Source organism: Clostridium guangxiense (assembly GCF_021043395.1).
Taxonomy (GTDB): Bacteria; Bacillota; Clostridia; order Clostridiales; family Clostridiaceae; genus Clostridium_S; species Clostridium_S guangxiense.
This window is the reverse complement of record NZ_JAJNKE010000002.1, coordinates 36,415-57,955: the sequence shown is the minus strand read 5'-3', so window position 1 is coordinate 57,955 and position 21,541 is coordinate 36,415. Positions and strand designations below refer to the sequence as shown.

The following is a 21,541-nucleotide window of genomic DNA, read 5'->3' as shown; positions in this document are numbered from 1 at the left end:
TTTGTTCTTGCCTGTTGCTTAAACAGTGCTCGCTTTGGGTTCTAGAAGGATAATGGGCTCCGCCCAAACCCCGCGATCTTCATCTCTTATTACTTTTTGTTTTTACCTGTTGCTTAAACAGTGCTCGCTTTGGGTTCTAGAAGGATAATGGGCTCCGCCCAAACCCCGCGTAGGATTATTTAGCTTCTTTTGCTTCTGCTGCTTCGTCTCTCTTCTTCATATATCTGCTGTACCAGTAAAATAATCCAAAGTATCCTACCAATAAAACCGCTGGAATTATTTCACCTCTTAATACATTAAATCCATGAGCAAGTAACCATCTTAATTCTGGCATTTCTACACCAAAGTAAGTTATATACTGTCCTGCTGGTACTTTTATAGTTCCAACTGATTTCGCAAGGTTAGTTACTATAGGAGAGAAGCTTGTTGCAACTGCTAAATATATAGGAGTAGCAACTAGTCCTAAAATTATCATTCTTATTAAATTTCCGCCTGTTACGATTAAAGCCGGAACAAATACTATTACATTAATTACACCAGCAAGCGGAATAACATTGTTTAAACCCATTTTTGACATTACAACTGCAAGAACAAGTTCAACTGGAACTAAAAGTATCGCACCAACCCATATTTCTGATTGTCCTGCAAGGAATGGCCAGTCAAGTCCAATATAAATTTCTCTTCCTTTGAATCTTTTCTTCATAACTGCACTTGTAGCATCAGCTATTGGAGCAAGCGCCTGCATGAATAATTTAGCTACCATTGGGAATAAAACAAGAGCTGTAGCAACTTCCATAGCTGTAGTTAATATTCCTTTTAAATCATATCCTCCAAATGCTGCTATAAGCGCTCCAACAATGAACCCCATAACACTATTTTCACCAAAAACACCTATTTTAGCTTTTAATTGTTCTGCATTAATATTTACTTTATTTATTCCAGGTATAAAATCTAATACTCTATTTATAGGTGCAAGAAGTGCTGCCTGTATAGTCATATAGTGAGAACATGCAACTCCAGGTATTTTAGTAATTCTATATAATTCCTTTTGAGAGATATCTGCACTTTTAAGTTCTAAAACAACTTGAATTGCTGCCGCTACAAAACCTAAAGGAACACTGTGCGTTACAGCTGCAACCATCGTTGCTGTAAAAATTTTACCCCAAACATTCCATAAATCCACGTTTAAACAATCCGTCCATTTAAATGCAAGCATAACTATATTTATTCCTATTTGAAGTGGGAAAACAAGTAATGCATATGGCCATGCCCATGCTATAGCTGACATAGGAGACCAACCAACATCTATAGAAGTCAATTTTATTCCTGTATTATTAACAAAAGCTGTAGCTGCTGGACTTATAGCATTGAACATAAAGCCAAGTACCACATTCATGCCTGTAAATTCTATACCAAGTGTAAGACCCGCTATTATTGCTTTCTTAGGTTTCATTCTCATAGCTAAACCTAAGATTATCATGATTATAGGTAAAAATACTGCAGCACCTAAGCCCAAAATATAATTGATAACAGCCATTTTTAATTCCCCCTATTTTTTTATTTTTATATTAATTTTTTCTAACTTGTGATAAACTTGATTTGTATTATAATAACTTATTTCAACATCTTCCCAATAGAATTTTTAGGTATTCTATTGGGAAACTTTTTTATGAATTGACATATTCTTTTAACTTTTCAAATTCTTCATCAATACCAACACCTGTTAAAAATGCAATTCCATTTATTGTAGGTTTTCCAAAATCATGTCCTGCTGAAACTATTGATACGTATATATCACATTGGTCTATTATATTTTCAAGAGATTTAATATCAACTGCTTCAACGTTTACATTAAGTCCTTCATCTTCGCACATACTTGCAATTTTTGATGCCACTGTTTGTGATGTTGCAACACCCGATCCACAAGCTACAAAAATATTTTTTCTTACATTACTCATAATAAATTCCTCCTTAAATAATTTTATATTTTAATTTTTTAGTTACCGTATAAAACACCTGTTAATATCTTTATTACTTCTGAATTAGTTGTACAATTATATAAGTTTGTAAGTGTTTCTTTATTAGATAGAATTGACATAAGCCTGCTTAAAGTTGTAACCTGTTCTGCTGGATTTTTTACAGCCATCATAAATATAAGTTTTGCTTCCACATCTTTTTCACCAAAACCCATTTCTTTAAATATAACTGGATTTTTTAACTTTGCGATAACTATTGCTGCTTTATTAACATGTACAGCATCAGTATGTGGAAGTGCTACCTTTACTCCTTCTGTATTGAGCCCTGTTGGAAAAACTTTTTCTCTATCTAAGATTCCTTTTACGTATGATTCCTTTACATACCCCCTTTTCTCCAACTCTAATGATAAACTTCTAAGGAGTTCTTCCCTACTGCTTGCTTCATAATTTAGAAAGATTAGTTCTTCATGTAATAAATTATCCTCCAACCTTCTCCCCTCCTAGTAAGTATGTCTTTAATATCAGACATAATTTTTATTGATTGTTCAAATGCCTTGTATTTAATATTTAAAGTGCTGCTTATTCTTTAAAACCTTTACACCATTTTATATAGCAATTAGCGTGCCAACTTAGTGCATAATGAGAAAAACATCAATAAATGAAGCTTCCAAAAAATAAATTATGCACTACTTTTTTTATTTTATATTAGTGCATAATTTTTATATGCAAATATTACTACTTTTTAGACAATTATTATTTTATTTAATTATTTTTCATTTATAAAAGACAAAGTGTTCCTTTAAATTACATCTATATCAACAATTACTATGTGCATAACCCTAAAAATTATATTGATTTTTTATATATTTTATAATAAAGTAATAATATAGATTAGTTTCTTTATATTAATATCTATCCTTACTCCAATTTTCATTCCTATTAGTCTCACTCAACCTTCTAAATATAAACCACTTGAAACTTGAAAATTAATTTGTACCCAAATACTATCTTTTGAGAATTAGGAGGATGATTTATGAAAAAGTTATATTTAAACTTACTTATAGTGTTGAGCTTTTTGTTCTTTGCTATATCATTATTTTACAGAAATATTTATTTTGCAACATTTATATTTATAGCAGCGCTAGTTCTTAGTAAATTAAATAATACTTCAAAAAACTAATTTAAACCTTTACAAACAAATATACACTAATCTTAAGTAGGTGATTTTCTTGAAAAAATCTGAAATTGTTTATAATTATATATGTGACAAGATAACTACTGACTATTTGTTAAAGCGTTTACAAGAAGAAGCCAATTTTGGAGTTGATGCTTCTGAGATACAAGAAAAGTTTAATATCATAAGAAATAATGCAAGTACAATTTTAAATGATCTTTTAAAAGAAGAAAAACTTATTAAAATAAATAGCAGACCTGTAACCTTTATACCAAAATCTATATTAAATAAATTAAAAATAAACAATACTAGCAGGGTATTTTCACCTGAAGAATTTAAAACTCTTGTTGAAAAAAACAATAAAAAATCAGATATAGATGATCCATTTAAAGTTTTAATAGGTTTTAACAACAGTCTCATTCATCAGATAGAGCAAGCAAAGGCAGCTGTAATGTATCCGCCTCATGGTCTTCATACTCTAATTTTAGGGGAAAGTGGGGTAGGTAAAACTACTTTTGCTTCTGCGGTTTATAAATATGTACTGCTAAATAAAAATACAAATTCAGACAACTTTCCATTCATATCTTTTAACTGTTCCGATTATTATAATGCTCCACAACTTTTACTTTCCCAATTATTCGGGCATACTAAGGGTGCTTTTACTGGAGCTGACAGTGATAAGATAGGAATTGTAGAAAAAGCTCATAATGGAATTTTATTTTTGGATGAAGTTCATAGACTCCCTCCAGATGGTCAGGAAATGCTTTTTTACCTTATGGATAAGGGTGAATTTTCAAGACTCGGTGAAACCTCAAAACCTAGAAAAAGCAATGTACTTATAATTGCAGCAACCACAGAAGACCCAAACGATACATTCTTAAATACATTTTTAAGAAGAAGCCCAGTTACTATAACACTGCCATCTTTTAGAGAGAAAACTATAGACGAAAGACTTGAAGTTATTGAAAAACTTTTTTATTATGAGGCCCTAAAACTTAATATACCAATAAGTATTTCTCCAGAGGTCGTTAAAGCTCTAGCTTTATATGAATTTAGAGATGGAAATATATGTCAACTTAGCTCGGAAATAAAACTTGTTTGCGCAAAAGCCTTCTTTCAACACCTTCAAAATAATGAGGCCCTTAATATAGAATTCAAAATGCTTAACGAGGAAATCAAAGGAAACCTTTTTAATCTCACTATTCCACCAGATGTAAAAAACTTTTTAAGCATGTTTACTGAAAACTTAATAATACATCCTTTTTCCTCTTTTGATAAAAATGAAATTTTAACTTCCAATATAGATGATGAGGAAGATTTATATGATTGTATAAACCAAAAAATGGAGGAATTAAGAAGTAAAGGACTTGATAGTAATGAAATTGAGCGCCATATAAACTCCGAACTTGACAATCACTTTAACACAGTAATAAATAAGTTTAGTTCAGACAATTTGAATATACGAAAGCTATATAATATTATTCCAAAAGAACTAGTTGATTCATCTGCAAGTTTAATTCAGCTTGCTCAAAATAGACTAAATACCAAATTTAATAATAAATTCTTTTTTGGCTTTACTTTTCATATTTATTCCTTACTAAAAAGACTTGAGGAAAATAAACCAATAAAGAACCCTAATCTGGCAATCATTAGAAGACAATATAAAGAGGAATTCAAAGTAGCCTCAGAACTGGTTAAAATGTTAAGTGACAAATTTAGCATTTCAATTCCAGAAGACGAAAAAGGATTTTTATCAATTCTACTTGCAAACAATAAATCTGGAAGTAATCCTACTGATAATACTATAGGAATTGTTCTGGTATGCCACGGCGACAGCACTGCAACAAGCATGGGAAATGTAGCAAACAAACTCCTTAATGTTGAGCACATAATATCCGTAGATATGCCTTTAAGTGCAAAAATACCTGAAACCTATGAAAAAGTTAAGCTTGCGGTTTTAAACTCAAATACTGGAAAAGGCGTTTTATTGCTTGTAGATATGGGATCCCTATCTGGATTTGGAGAAAAAATAATGAGTGAAACCGGCATAAAGGTAAGGACTATAAGTAACATTTCCACACTTATTGCTCTTGACACCCTTAGGAGCGTATTGTATCAAAAATCTGATATAGACACTATCTATAATTCTATAATTAATATGACAGCACCACAAACAGAAGGAGAACAAAAGAAAAAGGCTATAATAACTGTATGTGTTACTGGCCAAGGTGCAGGACTTATATCCAAAGATATTATTACAAAACTATTAGACGAAGATCATAAAAAAGCTGTTGAAATAATAACTATAAATTATTTTGACATGGAGAATAATTTAAAAAGCTTAGAAGAAAAATACGACATTATCGCCTGCATAGGAAGTTTAAGACCTCAATCAGATATACCTTATTTCCCTATAAACAAGCTTTTAACCAAAAACTTTCAACATGAATTTATAAAATTTATAGATACAAAATTAATTTCTTCATCTGATAAAACTGCTGCTCAAGACCCGCTGCCAAAAAACGCTTATGAAATTTCAAGAGATATGCTTTATGAATACGTAAAGTATGTTAACCCTAAAATTGCCATAATCGTTATAAAAAAATTCATTGAAAAATTAAATCTTAATAATGAGGAAAACTCTGAAGATAACCTTGTGGACCTAATAGTTCATATGGGCTGTATGCTCGATAGATGTGTTCATGGTGATTTTGCAAAATTTGAAAATGTAGAACAGTTTAAATTGAAAAACTTAGAACAATTTAATACAGTAAGAGGAGCTGCAGCTATTCTTGAAAAGGAATATGATGTATCAATAACAGATGATGAAATATGCTATATAATTAAAGTTATACACAGATAATAAAAAGTGAAGCCGTACAAAGATTTAATCTTTTGTATGGCTTACTTCATTATAAATTGCATCATTTAACTCATTTAAACTCCTAATTATCTGATAACCTGGGTTAACCAATTTATTATAAACATAAAATTTAAATTCCCTAGATAGAATAATAGATTTAATCCCAAGTTTACTAGCCCCTTCACAATTTTTTGCATGATCATCAATAAATACTGCTTCCTCTGGCAAAACCTTAAGTTCAGAAAGTGCAGCCTTATACATAAGTTCATCTGGCTTTGTTACTCCTATCATAGATGATATAATAAAAGATGAAAAGTAGTCTCTAAAGCCTGCCTGCTTAAAAACATTTTCTAATGATGGCCATGCATCTGTTACAACTGCCAGTTTATACTTTTTACTTAGTTCTGGTATTAAACTAACAGCATCCTCATAAAAACTATATTTATCATAATTATAAACCAAATCTCTTGCAATAGCTTTAGCATCTGAATCTCTTAATTTAAGCCTTGGAAGCTCTTCTCCGAGTATTCTATAGTATTCAACAAAATTGCTATATTCCTCGTCTGCGCTAATAACAAGTTTTTTCTTACTGATATAATTTCCAGCCCTAGTAAATGCCGCTCTTTTGTTTGATGATGGTACGGAGTCAAACGCTTCTCTGTCAACATATTCAAAAAAATTCGGCGGTATAAACCAATGTCCAGATACAGGCTTATCTAAAACCTTGCCAGAATCAAATAAAATAGCTTTGATCATGCAAACACCTCCATATATGTGCAGTAAAACCTTAGGGAATATTTTAATCTATTCTATATACTTTTACAAGGATTTTACAGTAAATTTCTTGTAAATATTTTGTGCAGCTTAACCTTAACAGTTTTTTATCTTCCTCTTTTAGACATGCCATCTATGACTAGTCTTGGAATAGACCTTTCTATAGAAAAAACCATAACACCTTTAGAAAAAATCTTTTGAAAAGTTGGTATTAAAAACGCTCCAAAAGCTGCCGCTGCACCTGAAACTAATATTATTAAATTAAATATATGCAGCAGGTTATTAGAATATAAGTTTTTCTCAACATAATTAGTTAGTAATGGTTCTTGAAAAGTTACTGCCATTCTAGATATTAAAGATAGTATATTAAATACAGTAAATGAAATAGCTATCTTACCTGTTCTAACTCCAACGAGCCTAACTGAATATGCAAGTGTCCCTATAAGCGAAATAATAAAGTTAAATATTAGCACAAGTAAAATTTGAAGATTCAAAATATCAACTCCATTCTAAAGTAAACCTACTTTCATACATTTGAGTTCCATTTAACATTTGTAAAGTAATTATTATTGAAACACCCTATTACATACTTTATAAATATTTTTGCTTCTCTTCCTCTTTTAAACCTTGAGGTATAAAGGGATTTTGAATCACTCCTCTCTCTTATTCTCAGTGCCTCTTTTACAATGATTCTAAACTCCTTAGGTAAATCTTCAATTATATTTTTTGCCGCTTCAACTTTAGATGCTACATCTCCATTTTTAATTGTGTACATTATTCTACACATGGTTAAAACTGAAAATTCAATCCATCCATCCGAAAAGAAAACAATTTTTGAATTAAGTTTACTTTTCCAGTAGCAATTTAAATTGTAATCCATATTTTCCAACACATTATCAAAATAAGTTTCTATAGAAAGTTTGCTTATATCCGGGCTTTCAACCCCAATCCCATATTTGCCTAATGTCCACCAAGTAACATAATTGGCATCATAGTGACCACTGTGAAGTTTTCCTCCTGCAAAATATATATATGGATCTAATTCAAAATCACATTTTCCAACCTCATCTATTGTTATGTACATTCCTTCCATTCTTTTAGCAAACTTAAACGTTTTTGTAAGCTTCCTATGCAGTTCTCTTAACCCCTGTATCTCTCTATCCGTAAATCTTTTATTCAAAACCGTAACAAAATCAATATCACTCTTATTTTCATCAAACGCCCCAAGTGCTATTGAATTATATAAATACACACCAAATACTTTACTTCCAAAATATATTCTTAAGTTAAACACATACTCATCAAGTATTGCTCGTGCAACCTCGGGTATTTTATTTTCACTCATATTATCTCTCCTCAAGGATAAACCATTTGACTTTGCTTAGACATAAGTCATAAAATATTATTAAAATAATAATTGATTTAGTTTTCAAACTCAATACATATATCAAATTTAAAAACTATCTTGAGATATTCACTATTTTAAATATAATTTTCTTATATAAACTTGAAAAATATTCAACTCGTAAAGGGAGGATATTATAAATTGAAAGATAATAACCTTAAAATAAAAATAATAAAGAATAACATATATGAAAAAGTCTCAAAAATTTTTGTTCATAATTTAAAAAAATTAATACAACTTGAAGGAACTCAAAAAAAATTAGCTCAAAAAATAGGAGTTTCAGAAGATTTACTCTCAAAATATAAGTCCTCTGAAGCCTTTCCTTCAATAGAAACCATCGCTTATATTTGCTCAATTTACCATATTAGTATAGACACATTTTTAAACGTACCTTTATCTTCATCTTACTTTGAAAAATTTATAAACTGTGACGATACTTCTAATTGTATATTTATAAAAAATTACTACTGTTACTTTCTAGTCACAAATTCATCTAAAAAAGAAAATATACATGAGGGTATTCTTAAAATTTCAGAAAGCAATGTCAATTTTACAATATTGGGTTCTTCTACTGTGATTAAAGAATTTAAGGGAAGTTACACGATTTCTGACAATCTTATATTTTTTAATTTATACAATTCACAGGATGGCTGCGCTTACATAACGATGGTTAAACCAAGCTTAAATAAAAGTAAATATGTTGGTGGAATAGCCCTTTTGTGCTTACCCTCAGATGCAAATAGTAAACCTTGCTGTCAAAAAATAATAATAAGCAAAGTTAAAATTAACAGAAAAGAAAATTACAACGTTTTAAAAGAATATCTTGATTTTACCTCGAAAGAAAAGAGTTTTGGCAATGTAAAAATATCAAGATATGAGGATGAAAAAGTTTATGATTTTATTGAAAACTATGCTTCAAAACAATGTTAATAAAATTTACATCTTTATATATAAACTGCTTCAACTAAAGGAAGGTGATTCAATGCCAATAACTATAGCACTTATATCTCAAAATGAAACCTTATCAAACTTATTTCCTATAGTTGCTAAAGAAAATGGATTTAATTCAATAATAAAACCTGCTTCCTTTACAAAAGCTCGCAAAATTGCATTAAAACTAGAAAATGAAGTAGATGCAATCATAAGCAGAGGAGCAACTGGTGAATTAATTAAAAAAGTGGCAAATATACCTGTAGTATCAATTCCTATAGCTTCCATGGATATTTTTAGAGCTATTTATAAAGCCAAAGGAATCAATAATAATGTAGCTATAGTCTCATACAAAGAAACTAGAATAAATAAAGTAGATGTAGAAAACATGCTTAAAGTTAAACTAACAGAATTTAAATTCAACTCTGAATATGAAATTGAAGAAGTAATTTCCGGGGTAAAAGAAAAGAACTTTAAGGTTGTTGTAGGCGGAATGGCTTCTACTGATATAGCAAAAGCTAAAGGTCTCATAGGAATAACTATAGAAAGCGGTGAAGAAGCTCTTAGACAAGCTGTGGATGAGGCCTTAAACTTAATAGAAGTAAGAAGATCAGAACTTAGTCGTTCTGCACGTTTTAAGGCAATTCTAGATTCAATAGGCGAGGGAATTATAGTTACTGATCAGCATAAAAAAATAACAACAAGCAATCCTTCCGCAAATAAAATGTTTAATAAAACATCCGAAAAAATGCTTGGTAAAAACATACATTGTGTAATTCCAAATTATAAAATAGATAATATATTAAAAAGCGGAAAATCAGAAACAAAAGTTATTAAAGATTTGCACGGTCTAACTATTGCTGCAAATCAGCTTCCTATTAAGGTAGAAGACAAAATAATAGGTGTTGTAAACACCTTTGAAGATGTTACAAAAATTCAAACTTTAGAGCAGATGATAAGAAAAAAAATTCATGAAAAAGGCTTTATTGCAAAGTATCATTTTGATGATATTTTAACTAGAAATGAACACATGAATGAATTAAAAAATTTAGCTCTTTTATATTCTAAAACCGATTCCTCAATACTCATACAAGGTGAATCTGGTACCGGAAAAGAACTTTTTGCACAAAGTATACATAACAGCAGTAATCGAAAAAATGGTCCTTTTGTAGCAATAAACTGTGCAGCTCTTCCAGAACAGCTTCTTGAAAGTGAATTGTTTGGTTACGAGGGAGGTTCCTTCACCGGCGCTAAAAGAGAAGGAAAACAAGGTCTTTTTGAATTAGCTCACAACGGAACAATTTTTTTAGATGAAATAGGTGAGCTTTCTAAGCCTCTACAGGCACGACTTTTAAGAGTTCTTGAAGAGAAAGAAGTCATGCATATAGGTGGAGATAAAATTATACCAGTAAATATAAGAATAATAAGCGCTACAAATGAAAATCTAACCAAACATATAGAAAAAGGAACTTTTAGAAAAGATCTTTATTATAGATTAAATGTATTTAACATAAAGCTTCCATCATTAAGAGATAGAGGGGAAGATGTAGGTCTCCTTGCAATTCACTTTTTAAAGACATCAAGCACACTAAATATTGATTATGATGCTGTGTTCAAAAACTTAACACCACTTTTGATGACATATAATTGGCCAGGCAATGTAAGAGAACTTAACAATATAATGGAGAGAATCGCCCTTTTTATAAAAAATAACGCACCTCTAAAATGGGGTGAAATACTTGAAATGGTCATGAATAAATCTGAAGATAGAGATGTTATAAATTTAAAAGTTCCAACATCCTTAAATATAAAGGATATGATAAAAAGTGTTGAAAAACAAATAATAGCGTCAACAATTATAAGGTGTGATAATAACCATGGAAAAGCCGCTGAAAAATTAGGAATAGGACGAACAACCCTATGGAGGAAACTGGCTCCGTAATTGTGTTTTGAGATATTAAATAAATTCTATAAATCTAAGAAATACAAAATTTTTAGATGCTGTATTTTTTAATATGAACTAAAATATTTTATAATTATTATATGTTTAAATTTTACACATAATGCAATATAGTGTAATCAGTCACATTTTACCACTTTAGTTTATAATAGAAAAACATAATTGGGGTTTTAATATGGAAATAAATTATACAATTTCAAAAGAGGAATTATTAAACTTTCATATGAAACATATTACTGCAATTAATAAAGTAACTGCCCTTAAAATATTTAATAATTTATCTCTTCACATTATAATTCCCCTCACATTTATTAAATTATTATATCATTTTCAAGTTAAATAATGTATAATAACGCCAAACATTGCATTGTTAATACCTGTAGATTTGTATCAAACATAAAATTAACGGGAGATGGTAAAAATGCATAGTCAACCAATACTAAATACAGATAGACTAATTCTAAGGCCTTTCGAACTATCCGACTCAAGTAGAGTAAAAGAATTGGCAGGCAATCCTAAAATAGCTGAAACAACACTCAATGTTCCTCATCCATATGAAGATGGTATGGCAGAATCGTGGATTAGTTTTCATAAAGAATCTTTTATTAATAAAAAAGCAGTTGTATATGCAATAGTAACAAAAGATAATAATGAGCTAATAGGTACAGCAGCGCTACATATAAATAATGTTCATAGAAAAGCAGAATTGGCTTACTGGATTGGAGTACCATATTGGCGTAAAGGTTACTGCAGTGAAGCATCTAAAGCCCTTCTAAAATTTGGATTTAAAGAACTCAATTTAAATAGAATATATGCTTTAGCTATGGCTAGCAATGTTGCTTCATATAGCGTAATGAAGAAGATAGGGATGAAATATGAAGGTACTCGAAGGCAAGACATCCTAAAAAATGGTATTCCAGTTGATTTAAAAAGTTATGCAATTTTAAGTGACGAATTTATTGAATAATGGATTAACGTCAATATTTTAGACACAAAAGTCTAACTTTTTATGCAATTTTTCTTGATAACTCCTCACATTGTTGAGGAGTTATATATCCAATACTTCCATGTATCCTTCTTTTATCGTACTAAGCTTCGATATACTCGAACATTGACGTCCTAAATCAATAATATAAAAATAATTTTAACGAATCAATCTTTGTATTTATAATATCCTTTAGTGTCAACAGCATCACCTTTAACTTAATAAATTTTATTTAAATTTATTTTTCCTTTATTATCTACTGCTAAGTTTATAGCCTTCATCTAAAACCCAGGTATTTTTCTCCCACTTATACAAAGTTAGATTATCAAAGTTAGATTTAAAATTACATTCATATTTATTTACATACTCCCAAATTTCTTTAAAATTTTCTTTAACCCTCTTGCTTACAATTGTACAGTGAAAAACCTTATCCTTCCTCTCATTCCTTTTCCATTCAAGCCAAGGCAGACTTTTAAGTTCATCAATTAATTTATCATGCACTTCTTTAGCTTCCTTTGATGGACTAACTGCCATGTATATAACATCTTCTCTAAACTTGTCAAATCCATTTATACTCATTTCATAGCTTCTAAAATCATTTTGAAACTTTTCTAAAATGTTTTTTAGTTCCACTATATTTTTCTCATCAGTCTCAAAAGGTGCCTTTATAGTAAAGTGTGCTGATAATTTAGAACGTCCAGCGTTAAATTTATATTTTAAGTCAGCTGCAATCTTTGCGTTTAATTTTGCAGCTTCTCCATTTATGTTGCAAACTAAAACATATCTCATTTAAATTGCTCCTTTAATTGAATAATTTATTTAGTCTTATTATTCCGATATATATTTTTATTATGTTTCAAAATAATATTTTGGTTTCATTTTTGAAACACATATATCTCCATTTTATTTAAAGGTTTATACTCAATCTTTAAAAAATCATATTTCATTTTTACAACATATTGTTTTTGAGATAAATGCCTTAAGTTGAGATTTCCTAGGTCCCAATGCTTTATTTCACTTATGTTTAACATTAAAAATAACACTTTTAATATATTTGGCACATTTTTTGCTTAAGTATGTGCATTAGCAATTATTTATTACAATATCTACAATACGGAGGAATGCTAATGCTTTTACTAAACAAAAGTACTTTTAAATCTTTGCGTCATAGGGATTTTAGATGTTTCATTATCGGTCAAGCAATATCAGTTATAGGCACCTGGCTTCAGAAAACTGCTCAAACTTGGCTTTTATACACGCTAACAAAATCCCCATTACTTTTAGGTATGCTTGGAGTATTTCAATTTGGACCAACTCTTCTCTTTTCCGCATTTTCAGGAGCAATAGTTGATAGATTTCCAAAGAAAAAGCTACTTTACTGCACTCAAATCACATTTATGATTCAAGCCTTTATATTGTTTATATTAGTTTATACTAACCACATAAACTATTGGTCTATTTTTATTTTAGCTGTAATCTCCGGGTTTGCAACAACACTTGATATGCCAACAAGGCAATCTTATTTCATAGAACTTGTCGGAAAAGAGGATTTGCCCAACGCAGTTTCTCTTAATTCTTCTATTTTTAACATTGCAAAAATAATTGGACCTTCTATAGCTGGAATTATAATGGTTAAATTCGGCACAAGTTTTTGTTTCTTTTTAAACTTTCTCAGTTTTACGGCTGTACTTATTGGATTATTTTTCATATCTGCAAAAGACAAGGTGCAAGTTAAACATAACCAAAACTTATTAAAAGAGGTTAAAGACGGTTTAGTATATATTCGCAATAATATAAAACTAGTTAAAACATTTATACTGATGGGAATAGTTTGTACCTTCTGCATGAATATAGATGTCATTTCCCCTGTCTTCTCTAAAACAGTTTTGCATAGAGGGGCAAATGGCTATACATTTTTGTTATCAGCCATGGGCTTTGGTTCTCTTTTAGGCACATTTAAAATGGCCAGCACACGTAAAAAAAATTTAAATTTTAAGCTCTTAAAAACAGCTGCATTTTCTACAGCAATATTTCAGCTTTTAGTTTCATTTTCAAATAACTATTATTTGTGTGCGCTTTTTATTCTTGGAACTGGCTTTGCAAATCTAGCTTTTCTAAATGGAAGTAACTCAATTCTTCAGCTTAATACAGAAGATGAGTACCGAGGAAGAGTAATGAGTATATATAGTCTTTTTAACGCTGGTTCAGTACCTATAGGAAATTTCTTTGTAGGCAGTGTTATGAATGCTTTTGGTGGTAGAGCCGGATTTTCATCTGTTGGAATAATAACTGTAATCTTAACAGGAGCATTTGCATTATTTTTTCAGGAGAAACACAATACAAGCAAAAGCTTTGCGGCACATTAAATAAAATCAAAAATAAGAAGACATAACATACATGTCTTCTTATTTAAAACCGCTATATATAGATATTTCAAAACATTATTACTCCAGATTCCAACCATTAGTTTCTTAAACCGAAAGGTACGGTAAGACAATTAATCTCATTAAATATAAGCCAATATTTCACCTTATCTTTGTATCTCTTAAATACAGCTTCACAATATCTCACATAATTTTCCGAACTTCAACTAACAATTATCGCACTTAATATTCTAATTTCTTTAATACTTCAACATCAATATCCATATCGTAATCTACTCCTTCAGCCTCGAAACCATTTACCTGCATAAATTCCTTTTTATATCCTTCATAATCAGATAACTCCTTAAAATTTTCCGGAGTAATTTTATTCCATATATTGTCTACTTCTCTTTGAACATCTTCCCTAAGTTCAAAATCATCCATTCTTAGTCTTCCTACGTCATCAAATTCTACTTCACCGCTTGAATATATCTTTTCTGAAAACATCCTTTGCATTTGCATAATGCAATTTTCATGAATGCCTTTTTCTTTCATAACCTTATATAGAACTGCCGCATACAACGGAAAAGTAGGTATATATGCACTTGCCTTAGTAACTAGTGCTTTATTTACAGAAACAAAAGCTTTCCCATCAATTTCTTTTTTTAGCTTTTCATTAATTTCGTGTGCTATATTTTCAAGATCTTTTTTAGCTGCTCCTATAGTTCCCTCTCTGTATATTTTGTAAGTTCTTGGAGAACCAATATATGAGTATGATATGGTAAGAGCACCCTTTGAAAAACATTCTTCTTTAAGGAGTATATCACACCAATTCTCCCAGTCTTCTCCACCCATAACCTTTCTAGTGTCTTCAATTTCATCCACAGTAGCACTATTAACTTTTTTTAATACCATTTCACCTTTTTCAATATCAATAGTTGGTCCCTCGAATTCTCCTGAAGTGGTTTTTATCTTTGAGTTATACACTATTCCAGTTTTATAATCCTTCCTTCTTGGAGCAGCCACACTATAAACAAATAAATCTATTTTTCCAAACTTTTCTTTTATATATTTAATTACTTCATCTTTAGCTTCATCTGAAAAAGCATCGCCAATAAAATTTTTTGCTATTAGTCCTTCCTTTTCTGCAAATTCCTTAAAAAATATATTATTATACCATCCCGGTGTTCCAAGTCTCCTATCTGTAACTCCAGTTTCATAGGATAATCCAATCGTATCTGCTTTTGCTCCTCCAAATGCCAGTGAAATTCTAGTAGCAAGACCAAAACCAGATGATGCTCCTATGATTAAAACCTTTTTAGGTCCCGTAAATTTCTTAGAATTCTCACAATAATCTATCTGATTTAATACTTCCTGCCTACAACCATAAGGATGAGTATTCTTAACAAATCCCTTTATAAGTTCTTCTTTTATTATCATTTTTTAATCCTTTCCGAGCTTATCCTTGTTAATTCTAAAGGACTTATCATCAATAGCTCTTTGAACAGCTAATATTCCATCTAAATGATCGTATTCATGCTGCAAAAGTTCAGATAAATCTCCTGTACATTCCAGCCTGCAATCCTTCCACTCTAGATTTTTATAATAAACCGTACATTTCTTCTGCCTTAATACCTTTACTTCTAGTCCCGGAAAACTCATACAGTCATCCCACATTTCAAATTTATCATCTTCATCAAACTCAAGTCTAGGATTTATAAATGCTATAGATTTTTCATTATAATACATATATATTATTCTAAATGGTTCATCTATATGTGGTGCAGCTATTGCTCTTCCAAAGCCATGCTCTTTTCTAAATTCCATTATAGTATCATGTAAATCCTCTACTACTTGCTTTGCTTTATCTATTTCACCTTTTGAAATTTCACTGCAAGTCTTATATAAATTTTTATTTCCTAATAATAATATTTCCCTACTCGCCATAATTACCCTCCAATATTTTTATTAATTATATATAAAAATAAAGACTGAAATTTATTTTATAGGTTCAACATTATATTTAAACATTGTGACCTCCTTTATATCCAGCCTTAATTAAATGGTTACCGTACTGAAATTTAATTTATACACATTTCAAAATAATATATCCAGGACATTATGAGACATGTATAAATTAATAGTTGAGTCAATAACCTTATAGTATTTTATTTTTCTATATAAACTTTAACTTTTTCTATTCTTTTTTCTTTAACTTCTTCTATTTTAAATTTAATATTTTCATATTCAATAACATTTTCTTCTTCACCTTCTGGTATATGTCCCATAAGCTTAATTAAAAGACCACCTAAAGTATCATAATCTTCAGAATCCTCATCTAACTCTAAATGAATTTTTTCATTTAATTCCCTTACAGGAAGTATGCCATCAACTATATATGTGTTATTATCAACTTTTCTTATATTAGGCTCATCTTCATCATATTCATCATTAATATTGCCCATTACTTCTTCTATTAAATCCTCTATAGTTACTATTCCAGAAAAGCCCCCATATTCATCTATTAATATAGCCATGTGCTTTTTAGAACTTTGGAGTTCCTTAAATAGCTCGTCTATATTTTTTCTTTCTGGCACAAAATAGGCTTGATGGAGAATGCTCTTTATATCTACATTTTCAAATCCAACCTTACGTGCTTCAATCATAAAATCCTTCATATATAAAATACCAATTATATTATCACTGTCATCTTGAAAAACTGGTATTCTAGAATACTTTTCTTCAAGAAGTTCATCCAAATATTCTGTAAGTGGCTTGTCAATATTAATTAAATATACCTCTGTTCTTGGTGTCATAACTTCTTCTGCAGTTCTATCGTCAAACTCAAAAATGCTATTAATCATCTCTTTTTCAGTTTCATTTATTACGCCATATTCCTGACCAGCCTCAACAACAGATCTTATTTCCTCTATCGAAACCTTTTCTTCTAAATCACTACTATTCATGCCAACAATTCTTATAAGAATATTAGTAGAAGCTGAAAGTAATTTAACAAAAGGCACTGCAATTTTCGAAACAAAAAGTATTGGCCTTGCGGATGCCATAGCAATTTTCTCTGATTTTTGAAGTGCAACTCTCTTTGGAAATAATTCACCAAATACAAGTGTAAAATAAGATAAAATAATCGTTACAACAATTAAGGAAATTTGATTTGCATACGGAACATGTACTTTTTCCAAATAACTACCAAATGTATTAGAAAGTCCTGTAGCTGCAGATGCACTAGAAAAAAATCCTGCCAAAGTAATTCCTACTTGAACAGTCGATAAAAATTTAGTTGGTTCCTCAGTTAACTTTTCTAGTAATTGTGCTTTTTTATTTCCTTCCTCAACTAAAAGCTTTAACTTCGTTTTATTCAGAGATACAATTGCCATTTCTGCTGAAGAGAAAAAAGCATTTATTAATGTTAATATTGCAATTAGAATTAATTGCGGAACTATAGTAGCAGGATCGGGGTCAGATTCCATTTATTTCTTCCTCCTAAAAATTAAAAATTATTGTTTAATTTTATCATAATTAAATATAAATATCAAATTCAATATATAGAGGAAAAAATTAAAAGTATACTAACTTCAGCCACTTTAAGCTTCGCAATTTATGAAAATATTGCAAGAGAATTATTGGTTAAACTCCTTTTCAAAAACCGCCATAAGCACTTCATCATAATACTTTCCATCCTTAAATATCTCATCTTTTAAAATACCTTCCACTTTAAAGCCGCACTTTTCATAGGATTTTATTGCTCTTTCATTAAACGAAAAGACCCTTAGCTTTACTTTGTGCATATTCATATTTTGAAAAATAAATTTCAAAAGCACCCTCATTGCATCCGTTCCATAGCCCTGGCCCCAGTATTCTCTATCTCCAATCATAATTCCAACTAAGGCTGTCCTTGTAATTAAATTAACTTTTTGAATGTTACATTCTCCAATATACTTTCTAGTTTCCCTATCTTCAATTGCAAAATTATATTCTCCAATACCACCTTTAGATTTTATTAATTTCTCCTTTTCCCACAAGGTTACAGGAAAAGGTATCTCATCCTCATAGTATTTCATCATTTCTTCATCATTAATATATTTAGCTGCTAACTTTATATCTTCTTCTTTGTACGCCCTCAGGCATACCTTTTTTCCATAATACACTTATTTTCCTCCATTATTGTGAATTGTTTTTTCCATAACAACTTTTTAATTTCATATGCCTCATTCGTATTTGCTCTGACCACACTTATCATAATAACATCACCTATTCTTGAAATTCCTCTCTAAATACTGCCATAAGTACTTCATCATAGTATTTTCCATCCTTAAATATCTCATCTTTTAGAATGCCCTCTACTTTAAATCCACATTTTTCATAGCATTTTTTAGCTCTTTCATTGAATGAAAATGTACTTAACTTTATTTTGTTAATATTCATGTTTTCAAAAATAAACTTTATAAGAATCTTCATTGCATCAGTTCCATAACCTTTTCCCCAGTAATCTTTATCTCCAATCATAATTCCAACTGTAGCTGTACGAGCAAGCCAGTTTACGTCTTGAATACCACAGCCTCCAATATATTTTTTTGTTTTCATATCTTCTATTGCAAAATTAAACTGTCCACTTTGATTTCCTTTTTGAGATTTTATCCAATCCTCTTCCTCCCATGGACTTATTGGAAATGGAATTCTTGGAGTCAAAAATCTTTTAAGCTCCTCATCATTTACAAGTTCTGCTGCCACCTTTATATCCTCTTCTTTATAAGCCCTTAAGCAAACTTTTTCTCCATAATACATTTTTACAACACCTCGTATAAAATAACTTATTTTATTCAATTTCCTTTTCAATCATTTTATACCAACTGCTTTATTGTGTAAACACCACATAGATATCAATTTCTAAGCAAGAATATTATTTGTACATTTGTGAAAAAATAATAAAAAATAATGGTGGTGATGTCATGAAAAAATTCAAATTAATAATTAGTACATTTTTAATAAACGCTTTACTTGTCTCTGGACTTACTGGCTGCAAAACTACTACTTCTAAAATTAATAATAATAAAGAAACTGCAAATGCTCAAAATGCTACTTCCTCAGCTGGCTCGCAAATAACAACTGCTGCTGAAAAAGTAATACCTTCAGTAGTAAGTATCACTGCGACTTATGTTGATAATAACGGTAATACAGTACAAGGTGTAGGTTCTGGAATGATAATTGATAGTAATGGTTACATACTTACAAACAATCATGTTGCCAATGCAGACAGTAAAACCATCACTGTCTCGCTGTACAATGGAAAAGATATCTCCGCAAAACCAGTATGGGCTCAAGCAGGCTTAGATCTTTCCATAATCAAAATAAATGCTGCAAATCTTCCTACCGTAAAATTTGGAGATTCTTCAAAAGTTAAAGTAGGTGAAAATGCTATAGCTATAGGCAATCCATTAGGCTTAAACTTCCAAAGAACTGTCACTTCCGGAATTATAAGTGCCGTAAATAGAACTATAGAAGTTAGTGAAGGAACTTTCATGGAGGATTTGCTTCAAACAGATGCTTCAATTAATCCTGGAAATAGTGGTGGACCTCTTGTAAATATAAATGGGAACGTCATAGGTGTAAATTCAGCTAAAATTACAAGTGCAGAAGGAATAGGTTTTTCTGTACCAACTAATATAATTAAGCCAGTATTAAAAAGTATAAAAGCAACTGGGAGTTTTACTACACCAGTAATAGGAATAGTTGGGTTCGACAAATCAATGTCCGGATATTTAAATACAACCTTTGATAGAGGTATTTACATTTATAGCGTATCAAGTGGAAGTGGTGCCTATAATGCTGGAATAAGAAAAGGTGACATTATTCTTTCTATGAATGGAAAAGATGTCAAAACTGTAACTGATTTGAGAGAAGCGCTATATAACACAGGCGTAGGAAACACCTTAAGAATAAGGGCTAGAACTGCATCTGGAGAAAAAGACTTTAACGTTACACCTAAAGCAGCTGGCTAAGCAATAGTGTTTTATAACATTAAATAAAGTTCATAAATCTAGGAGCTAAAATCTTAAGAGACTTAAAACAAAATAAGCAAATAGCAAGTTATTGAAAGTTCCTATAATTTTAAAATTTTGGCTCTAATATTTATTAGATTTTATTTAAACCGTTCTAATATCTATGTAGTATTTTCCTGGAATTTATATCTACAGAAAGCGAATCTAATGGATTGTTTCCGCTTTCATCTATATTTTGAGTATCTAAATTTATATCATTTAAACTGAGTAATTGTATATCCAGTCCTTCAAGCATTTTTTTCATGTATTTGATTTTTGCTGGATTTTTTGTACCATATAAAATTTTCACAAAAACACCTTCTCTATATCCTTACGTACAATATTTTTTCAAAATCATTTCCAAAACTACAGCTGTACCTATCCCTACAGCATAAGCTATTAAGTCACTCCAGGAAAATGTATATCCTAATATTAACCCACCTAAAGTTGTCCTTCTTATATCATCTATCCAATTAGCATGATATAATTGGCTGAGTTCAATAATATAACAAAATAATATTGAACTTAATGCAATCTTCTTCGTGTCCATATCCTTAAAAATAAAACCAAATCCAAAGAAAATCATTACTGCCCAAAGTGAATCCCCTAAGTAATCATTCAAAGAATCAGGAATAAAATTATTAACTCTTTTTGAGTATATTCCAAATATAATTATAACTACTATGATTAATCCATATATTGATCTATTTCTTTTAAATTTCATAATTCCGACTCACTTTCATTAATAACCTCTCCTTGAATCAAAACTCTTCCTTGGTCTGGACATCTAAATTGAAATTTCTTTTCTCTTGTGCTGCCATAATCTAATTCTCCATTATTTAATAGTACATAAACACTTGGATATATACATTGCCACAGCTCATGACATATAGAAGGGCAAATATCCTCTACAATATAAGTATCTCCAGCTTTATGGTATCCTCCTCGGCATCTACTTTCTAATATAGTTAACTTAACTTTCATTGCTATTCCTCCAACACTTTAGGTTTATTTATAATAATACGCTAAAAATTATTATTTTTAAATAAATTTTT

22 protein-coding genes and 1 pseudogene are annotated in these 21,541 nt (G+C 30.2%); 7 read left to right on the top strand and 16 right to left on the bottom strand.

The genetic code is table 11. The features are described 5' to 3' along the window. Positions 1-175 precede the first annotated feature (175 nt). From LQK79_RS02195 to LQK79_RS02185, 3 genes are all read right to left on the bottom strand, one after another. Complete coding sequence (locus LQK79_RS02195) at positions 176-1,537, bottom strand: PTS galactitol transporter subunit IIC (RefSeq protein WP_231015345.1); 1,362 nt, start codon at positions 1,535-1,537, stop codon at positions 176-178. A 130-nt stretch (positions 1,538-1,667) separates the two neighbouring features. Continuing rightward, positions 1,668-1,958: a PTS sugar transporter subunit IIB gene (locus tag LQK79_RS02190; protein ID WP_231015343.1), complete on the bottom strand. Its 291-nt coding sequence runs from the start codon at positions 1,956-1,958 to the stop codon at positions 1,668-1,670. A gap of 38 nt (positions 1,959-1,996) precedes the next feature. After that, positions 1,997-2,464 (bottom strand): PTS sugar transporter subunit IIA, encoded by a 468-nt coding sequence (locus LQK79_RS02185; RefSeq protein ID WP_231015341.1) that lies wholly within the window; start codon positions 2,462-2,464, stop codon positions 1,997-1,999. Positions 2,465-3,009: 545 nt separating this feature from the next. On the opposite strand from LQK79_RS02185, the gene LQK79_RS02180 reads away from it, so the two are divergent. Continuing rightward, the gene (locus LQK79_RS02180) at positions 3,010-3,156 is read left to right on the top strand and encodes a hypothetical protein (protein WP_231015339.1); all 147 of its coding nucleotides are present in this window, start codon (positions 3,010-3,012) and stop codon (positions 3,154-3,156) included. Between the two features lie 49 nt (positions 3,157-3,205). Further along, a complete protein-coding gene (locus LQK79_RS02175) occupies positions 3,206-6,013 on the top strand; it encodes a sigma 54-interacting transcriptional regulator (protein WP_231015337.1) in 2,808 nt (935 codons plus the stop codon). A gap of 24 nt (positions 6,014-6,037) precedes the next feature. Here the strand turns inward: LQK79_RS02175 and LQK79_RS02170 are convergent, their stop codons facing one another. The 3 genes from LQK79_RS02170 to LQK79_RS02160 all read right to left on the bottom strand — a co-directional run bounded on the left by LQK79_RS02170 (position 6,038) and on the right by LQK79_RS02160 (position 8,132). Continuing rightward, positions 6,038-6,769 (bottom strand): HAD-IA family hydrolase, encoded by a 732-nt coding sequence (locus tag LQK79_RS02170; protein ID WP_231015335.1) that lies wholly within the window; start codon positions 6,767-6,769, stop codon positions 6,038-6,040. Positions 6,770-6,894: 125 nt separating this feature from the next. Further along, complete coding sequence (locus tag LQK79_RS02165) at positions 6,895-7,281, bottom strand: lipid II flippase family protein (RefSeq protein WP_084756848.1); 387 nt, start codon at positions 7,279-7,281, stop codon at positions 6,895-6,897. A gap of 32 nt (positions 7,282-7,313) precedes the next feature. Continuing rightward, complete coding sequence (locus LQK79_RS02160; protein WP_053241131.1) at positions 7,314-8,132, bottom strand: aminoglycoside adenylyltransferase domain-containing protein; 819 nt, start codon at positions 8,130-8,132, stop codon at positions 7,314-7,316. A gap of 201 nt (positions 8,133-8,333) precedes the next feature. On the opposite strand from LQK79_RS02160, the gene LQK79_RS02155 reads away from it, so the two are divergent. The 3 genes from LQK79_RS02155 to LQK79_RS02145 all read left to right on the top strand — a co-directional run bounded on the left by LQK79_RS02155 (position 8,334) and on the right by LQK79_RS02145 (position 12,049). Next, positions 8,334-9,122 (top strand): helix-turn-helix domain-containing protein, encoded by a 789-nt coding sequence (locus LQK79_RS02155; protein WP_231015333.1) that lies wholly within the window; start codon positions 8,334-8,336, stop codon positions 9,120-9,122. Beyond that, positions 9,085-11,064: a sigma 54-interacting transcriptional regulator gene (locus LQK79_RS02150; protein WP_231015332.1), complete on the top strand. Its 1,980-nt coding sequence runs from the start codon at positions 9,085-9,087 to the stop codon at positions 11,062-11,064. Before LQK79_RS02155 ends, LQK79_RS02150 begins: the two co-directional genes overlap by 38 nt. Positions 11,065-11,503: 439 nt before the next feature. Next, positions 11,504-12,049: a GNAT family N-acetyltransferase gene (locus tag LQK79_RS02145; protein WP_084756847.1), complete on the top strand. Its 546-nt coding sequence runs from the start codon at positions 11,504-11,506 to the stop codon at positions 12,047-12,049. A gap of 270 nt (positions 12,050-12,319) precedes the next feature. Here the strand turns inward: LQK79_RS02145 and LQK79_RS02140 are convergent, their stop codons facing one another. Continuing rightward, entirely contained in the window at positions 12,320-12,856 is a 537-nt protein-coding gene (locus LQK79_RS02140; RefSeq protein WP_053241129.1) for a 2'-5' RNA ligase family protein, read from the bottom strand. 338 nt (positions 12,857-13,194) lie between these two features. Here LQK79_RS02140 and LQK79_RS02135 point away from each other — a divergent pair, with 338 nt between their 5' ends. Then, entirely contained in the window at positions 13,195-14,433 is a 1,239-nt protein-coding gene (locus LQK79_RS02135) for an MFS transporter (protein WP_231015328.1), read from the top strand. A 109-nt stretch (positions 14,434-14,542) separates the two neighbouring features. Here the strand turns inward: LQK79_RS02135 and LQK79_RS02130 are convergent. From LQK79_RS02130 to LQK79_RS02105, 6 genes and pseudogenes are all read right to left on the bottom strand, one after another. Further along, positions 14,543-14,641 (bottom strand): annotated as a pseudogene (locus LQK79_RS02130) (family 1 glycosylhydrolase); the annotation flags it as partial. 32 nt (positions 14,642-14,673) lie between these two features. After that, positions 14,674-15,870 carry an enoyl-ACP reductase FabV gene (fabV, locus tag LQK79_RS02125; protein WP_053241127.1) on the bottom strand — a complete coding sequence of 399 codons (1,197 nt, stop codon included), beginning with the start codon at positions 15,868-15,870 and terminating at the stop codon, positions 14,674-14,676. A gap of 3 nt (positions 15,871-15,873) precedes the next feature. Further along, positions 15,874-16,377, bottom strand: a complete 504-nt coding sequence (locus tag LQK79_RS02120) for a peptide deformylase (protein ID WP_231015327.1) — start codon at positions 16,375-16,377, stop codon at positions 15,874-15,876. A 221-nt stretch (positions 16,378-16,598) separates the two neighbouring features. Then, positions 16,599-17,918 (bottom strand): hemolysin family protein, encoded by a 1,320-nt coding sequence (locus LQK79_RS02115; protein ID WP_053241125.1) that lies wholly within the window; start codon positions 17,916-17,918, stop codon positions 16,599-16,601. A 150-nt stretch (positions 17,919-18,068) separates the two neighbouring features. Next, positions 18,069-18,596: a GNAT family N-acetyltransferase gene (locus tag LQK79_RS02110; protein ID WP_231015326.1), complete on the bottom strand. Its 528-nt coding sequence runs from the start codon at positions 18,594-18,596 to the stop codon at positions 18,069-18,071. Between the two features lie 103 nt (positions 18,597-18,699). Then, the gene (locus LQK79_RS02105) at positions 18,700-19,233 is read right to left on the bottom strand and encodes a GNAT family N-acetyltransferase (RefSeq protein WP_053241124.1); all 534 of its coding nucleotides are present in this window, start codon (positions 19,231-19,233) and stop codon (positions 18,700-18,702) included. Between the two features lie 164 nt (positions 19,234-19,397). Between LQK79_RS02105 and LQK79_RS02100 the strand changes: the two genes are divergently transcribed. Next, complete coding sequence (locus LQK79_RS02100) at positions 19,398-20,447, top strand: S1C family serine protease (protein ID WP_053241123.1); 1,050 nt, start codon at positions 19,398-19,400, stop codon at positions 20,445-20,447. Positions 20,448-20,601: 154 nt separating this feature from the next. Here LQK79_RS02100 and LQK79_RS02095 read toward each other — a convergent pair whose 3' ends face one another. The 3 genes from LQK79_RS02095 to LQK79_RS02085 are packed head-to-tail and all read right to left on the bottom strand — an operon-like array spanning position 20,602 to position 21,470. Next, complete coding sequence (locus LQK79_RS02095) at positions 20,602-20,796, bottom strand: Maf family protein (protein WP_231015324.1); 195 nt, start codon at positions 20,794-20,796, stop codon at positions 20,602-20,604. A gap of 21 nt (positions 20,797-20,817) precedes the next feature. Beyond that, a complete protein-coding gene (locus LQK79_RS02090) occupies positions 20,818-21,210 on the bottom strand; it encodes a ribosomal maturation YjgA family protein (protein WP_231015322.1) in 393 nt (130 codons plus the stop codon). Next, positions 21,207-21,470: a TIGR04076 family protein gene (locus LQK79_RS02085; protein WP_053241120.1), complete on the bottom strand. Its 264-nt coding sequence runs from the start codon at positions 21,468-21,470 to the stop codon at positions 21,207-21,209. Before LQK79_RS02085 ends, LQK79_RS02090 begins: the two co-directional genes overlap by 4 nt. Positions 21,471-21,541: the final 71 nt, after the last annotated feature.

What these genes read in the sequence shown, in the direction of transcription:
- LQK79_RS02100 (WP_053241123.1), top strand. Translation starts at nt 19,398, where the DNA reads ATGAAAAAATTCAAATTAATAATTAGTACATTTTTAATAAACGCTTTA.
- LQK79_RS02150 (WP_231015332.1), top strand. Translation starts at nt 9,085, where the DNA reads ATGATTTTATTGAAAACTATGCTTCAAAACAATGTTAATAAAATTTAC.
- LQK79_RS02115 (WP_053241125.1), bottom strand. Translation starts at nt 17,918, where the DNA reads ATGGAATCTGACCCCGATCCTGCTACTATAGTTCCGCAATTAATTCTA.
- LQK79_RS02180 (WP_231015339.1), top strand. Translation starts at nt 3,010, where the DNA reads ATGAAAAAGTTATATTTAAACTTACTTATAGTGTTGAGCTTTTTGTTC.
- LQK79_RS02120 (WP_231015327.1), bottom strand. Translation starts at nt 16,377, where the DNA reads ATGGCGAGTAGGGAAATATTATTATTAGGAAATAAAAATTTATATAAG.
- LQK79_RS02170 (WP_231015335.1), bottom strand. Translation starts at nt 6,769, where the DNA reads ATGATCAAAGCTATTTTATTTGATTCTGGCAAGGTTTTAGATAAGCCT.
- LQK79_RS02105 (WP_053241124.1), bottom strand. Translation starts at nt 19,233, where the DNA reads ATGTATTATGGAGAAAAAGTTTGCTTAAGGGCTTATAAAGAAGAGGAT.
- LQK79_RS02090 (WP_231015322.1), bottom strand. Translation starts at nt 21,210, where the DNA reads ATGAAATTTAAAAGAAATAGATCAATATATGGATTAATCATAGTAGTT.
- LQK79_RS02085 (WP_053241120.1), bottom strand. Translation starts at nt 21,470, where the DNA reads ATGAAAGTTAAGTTAACTATATTAGAAAGTAGATGCCGAGGAGGATAC.
- LQK79_RS02195 (WP_231015345.1), bottom strand. Translation starts at nt 1,537, where the DNA reads ATGGCTGTTATCAATTATATTTTGGGCTTAGGTGCTGCAGTATTTTTA.
- LQK79_RS02145 (WP_084756847.1), top strand. Translation starts at nt 11,504, where the DNA reads ATGCATAGTCAACCAATACTAAATACAGATAGACTAATTCTAAGGCCT.
- LQK79_RS02190 (WP_231015343.1), bottom strand. Translation starts at nt 1,958, where the DNA reads ATGAGTAATGTAAGAAAAAATATTTTTGTAGCTTGTGGATCGGGTGTT.
- LQK79_RS02140 (WP_053241129.1), bottom strand. Translation starts at nt 12,856, where the DNA reads ATGAGATATGTTTTAGTTTGCAACATAAATGGAGAAGCTGCAAAATTA.
- fabV (WP_053241127.1), bottom strand. Translation starts at nt 15,870, where the DNA reads ATGATAATAAAAGAAGAACTTATAAAGGGATTTGTTAAGAATACTCAT.
- LQK79_RS02160 (WP_053241131.1), bottom strand. Translation starts at nt 8,132, where the DNA reads ATGAGTGAAAATAAAATACCCGAGGTTGCACGAGCAATACTTGATGAG.
- LQK79_RS02135 (WP_231015328.1), top strand. Translation starts at nt 13,195, where the DNA reads ATGCTTTTACTAAACAAAAGTACTTTTAAATCTTTGCGTCATAGGGAT.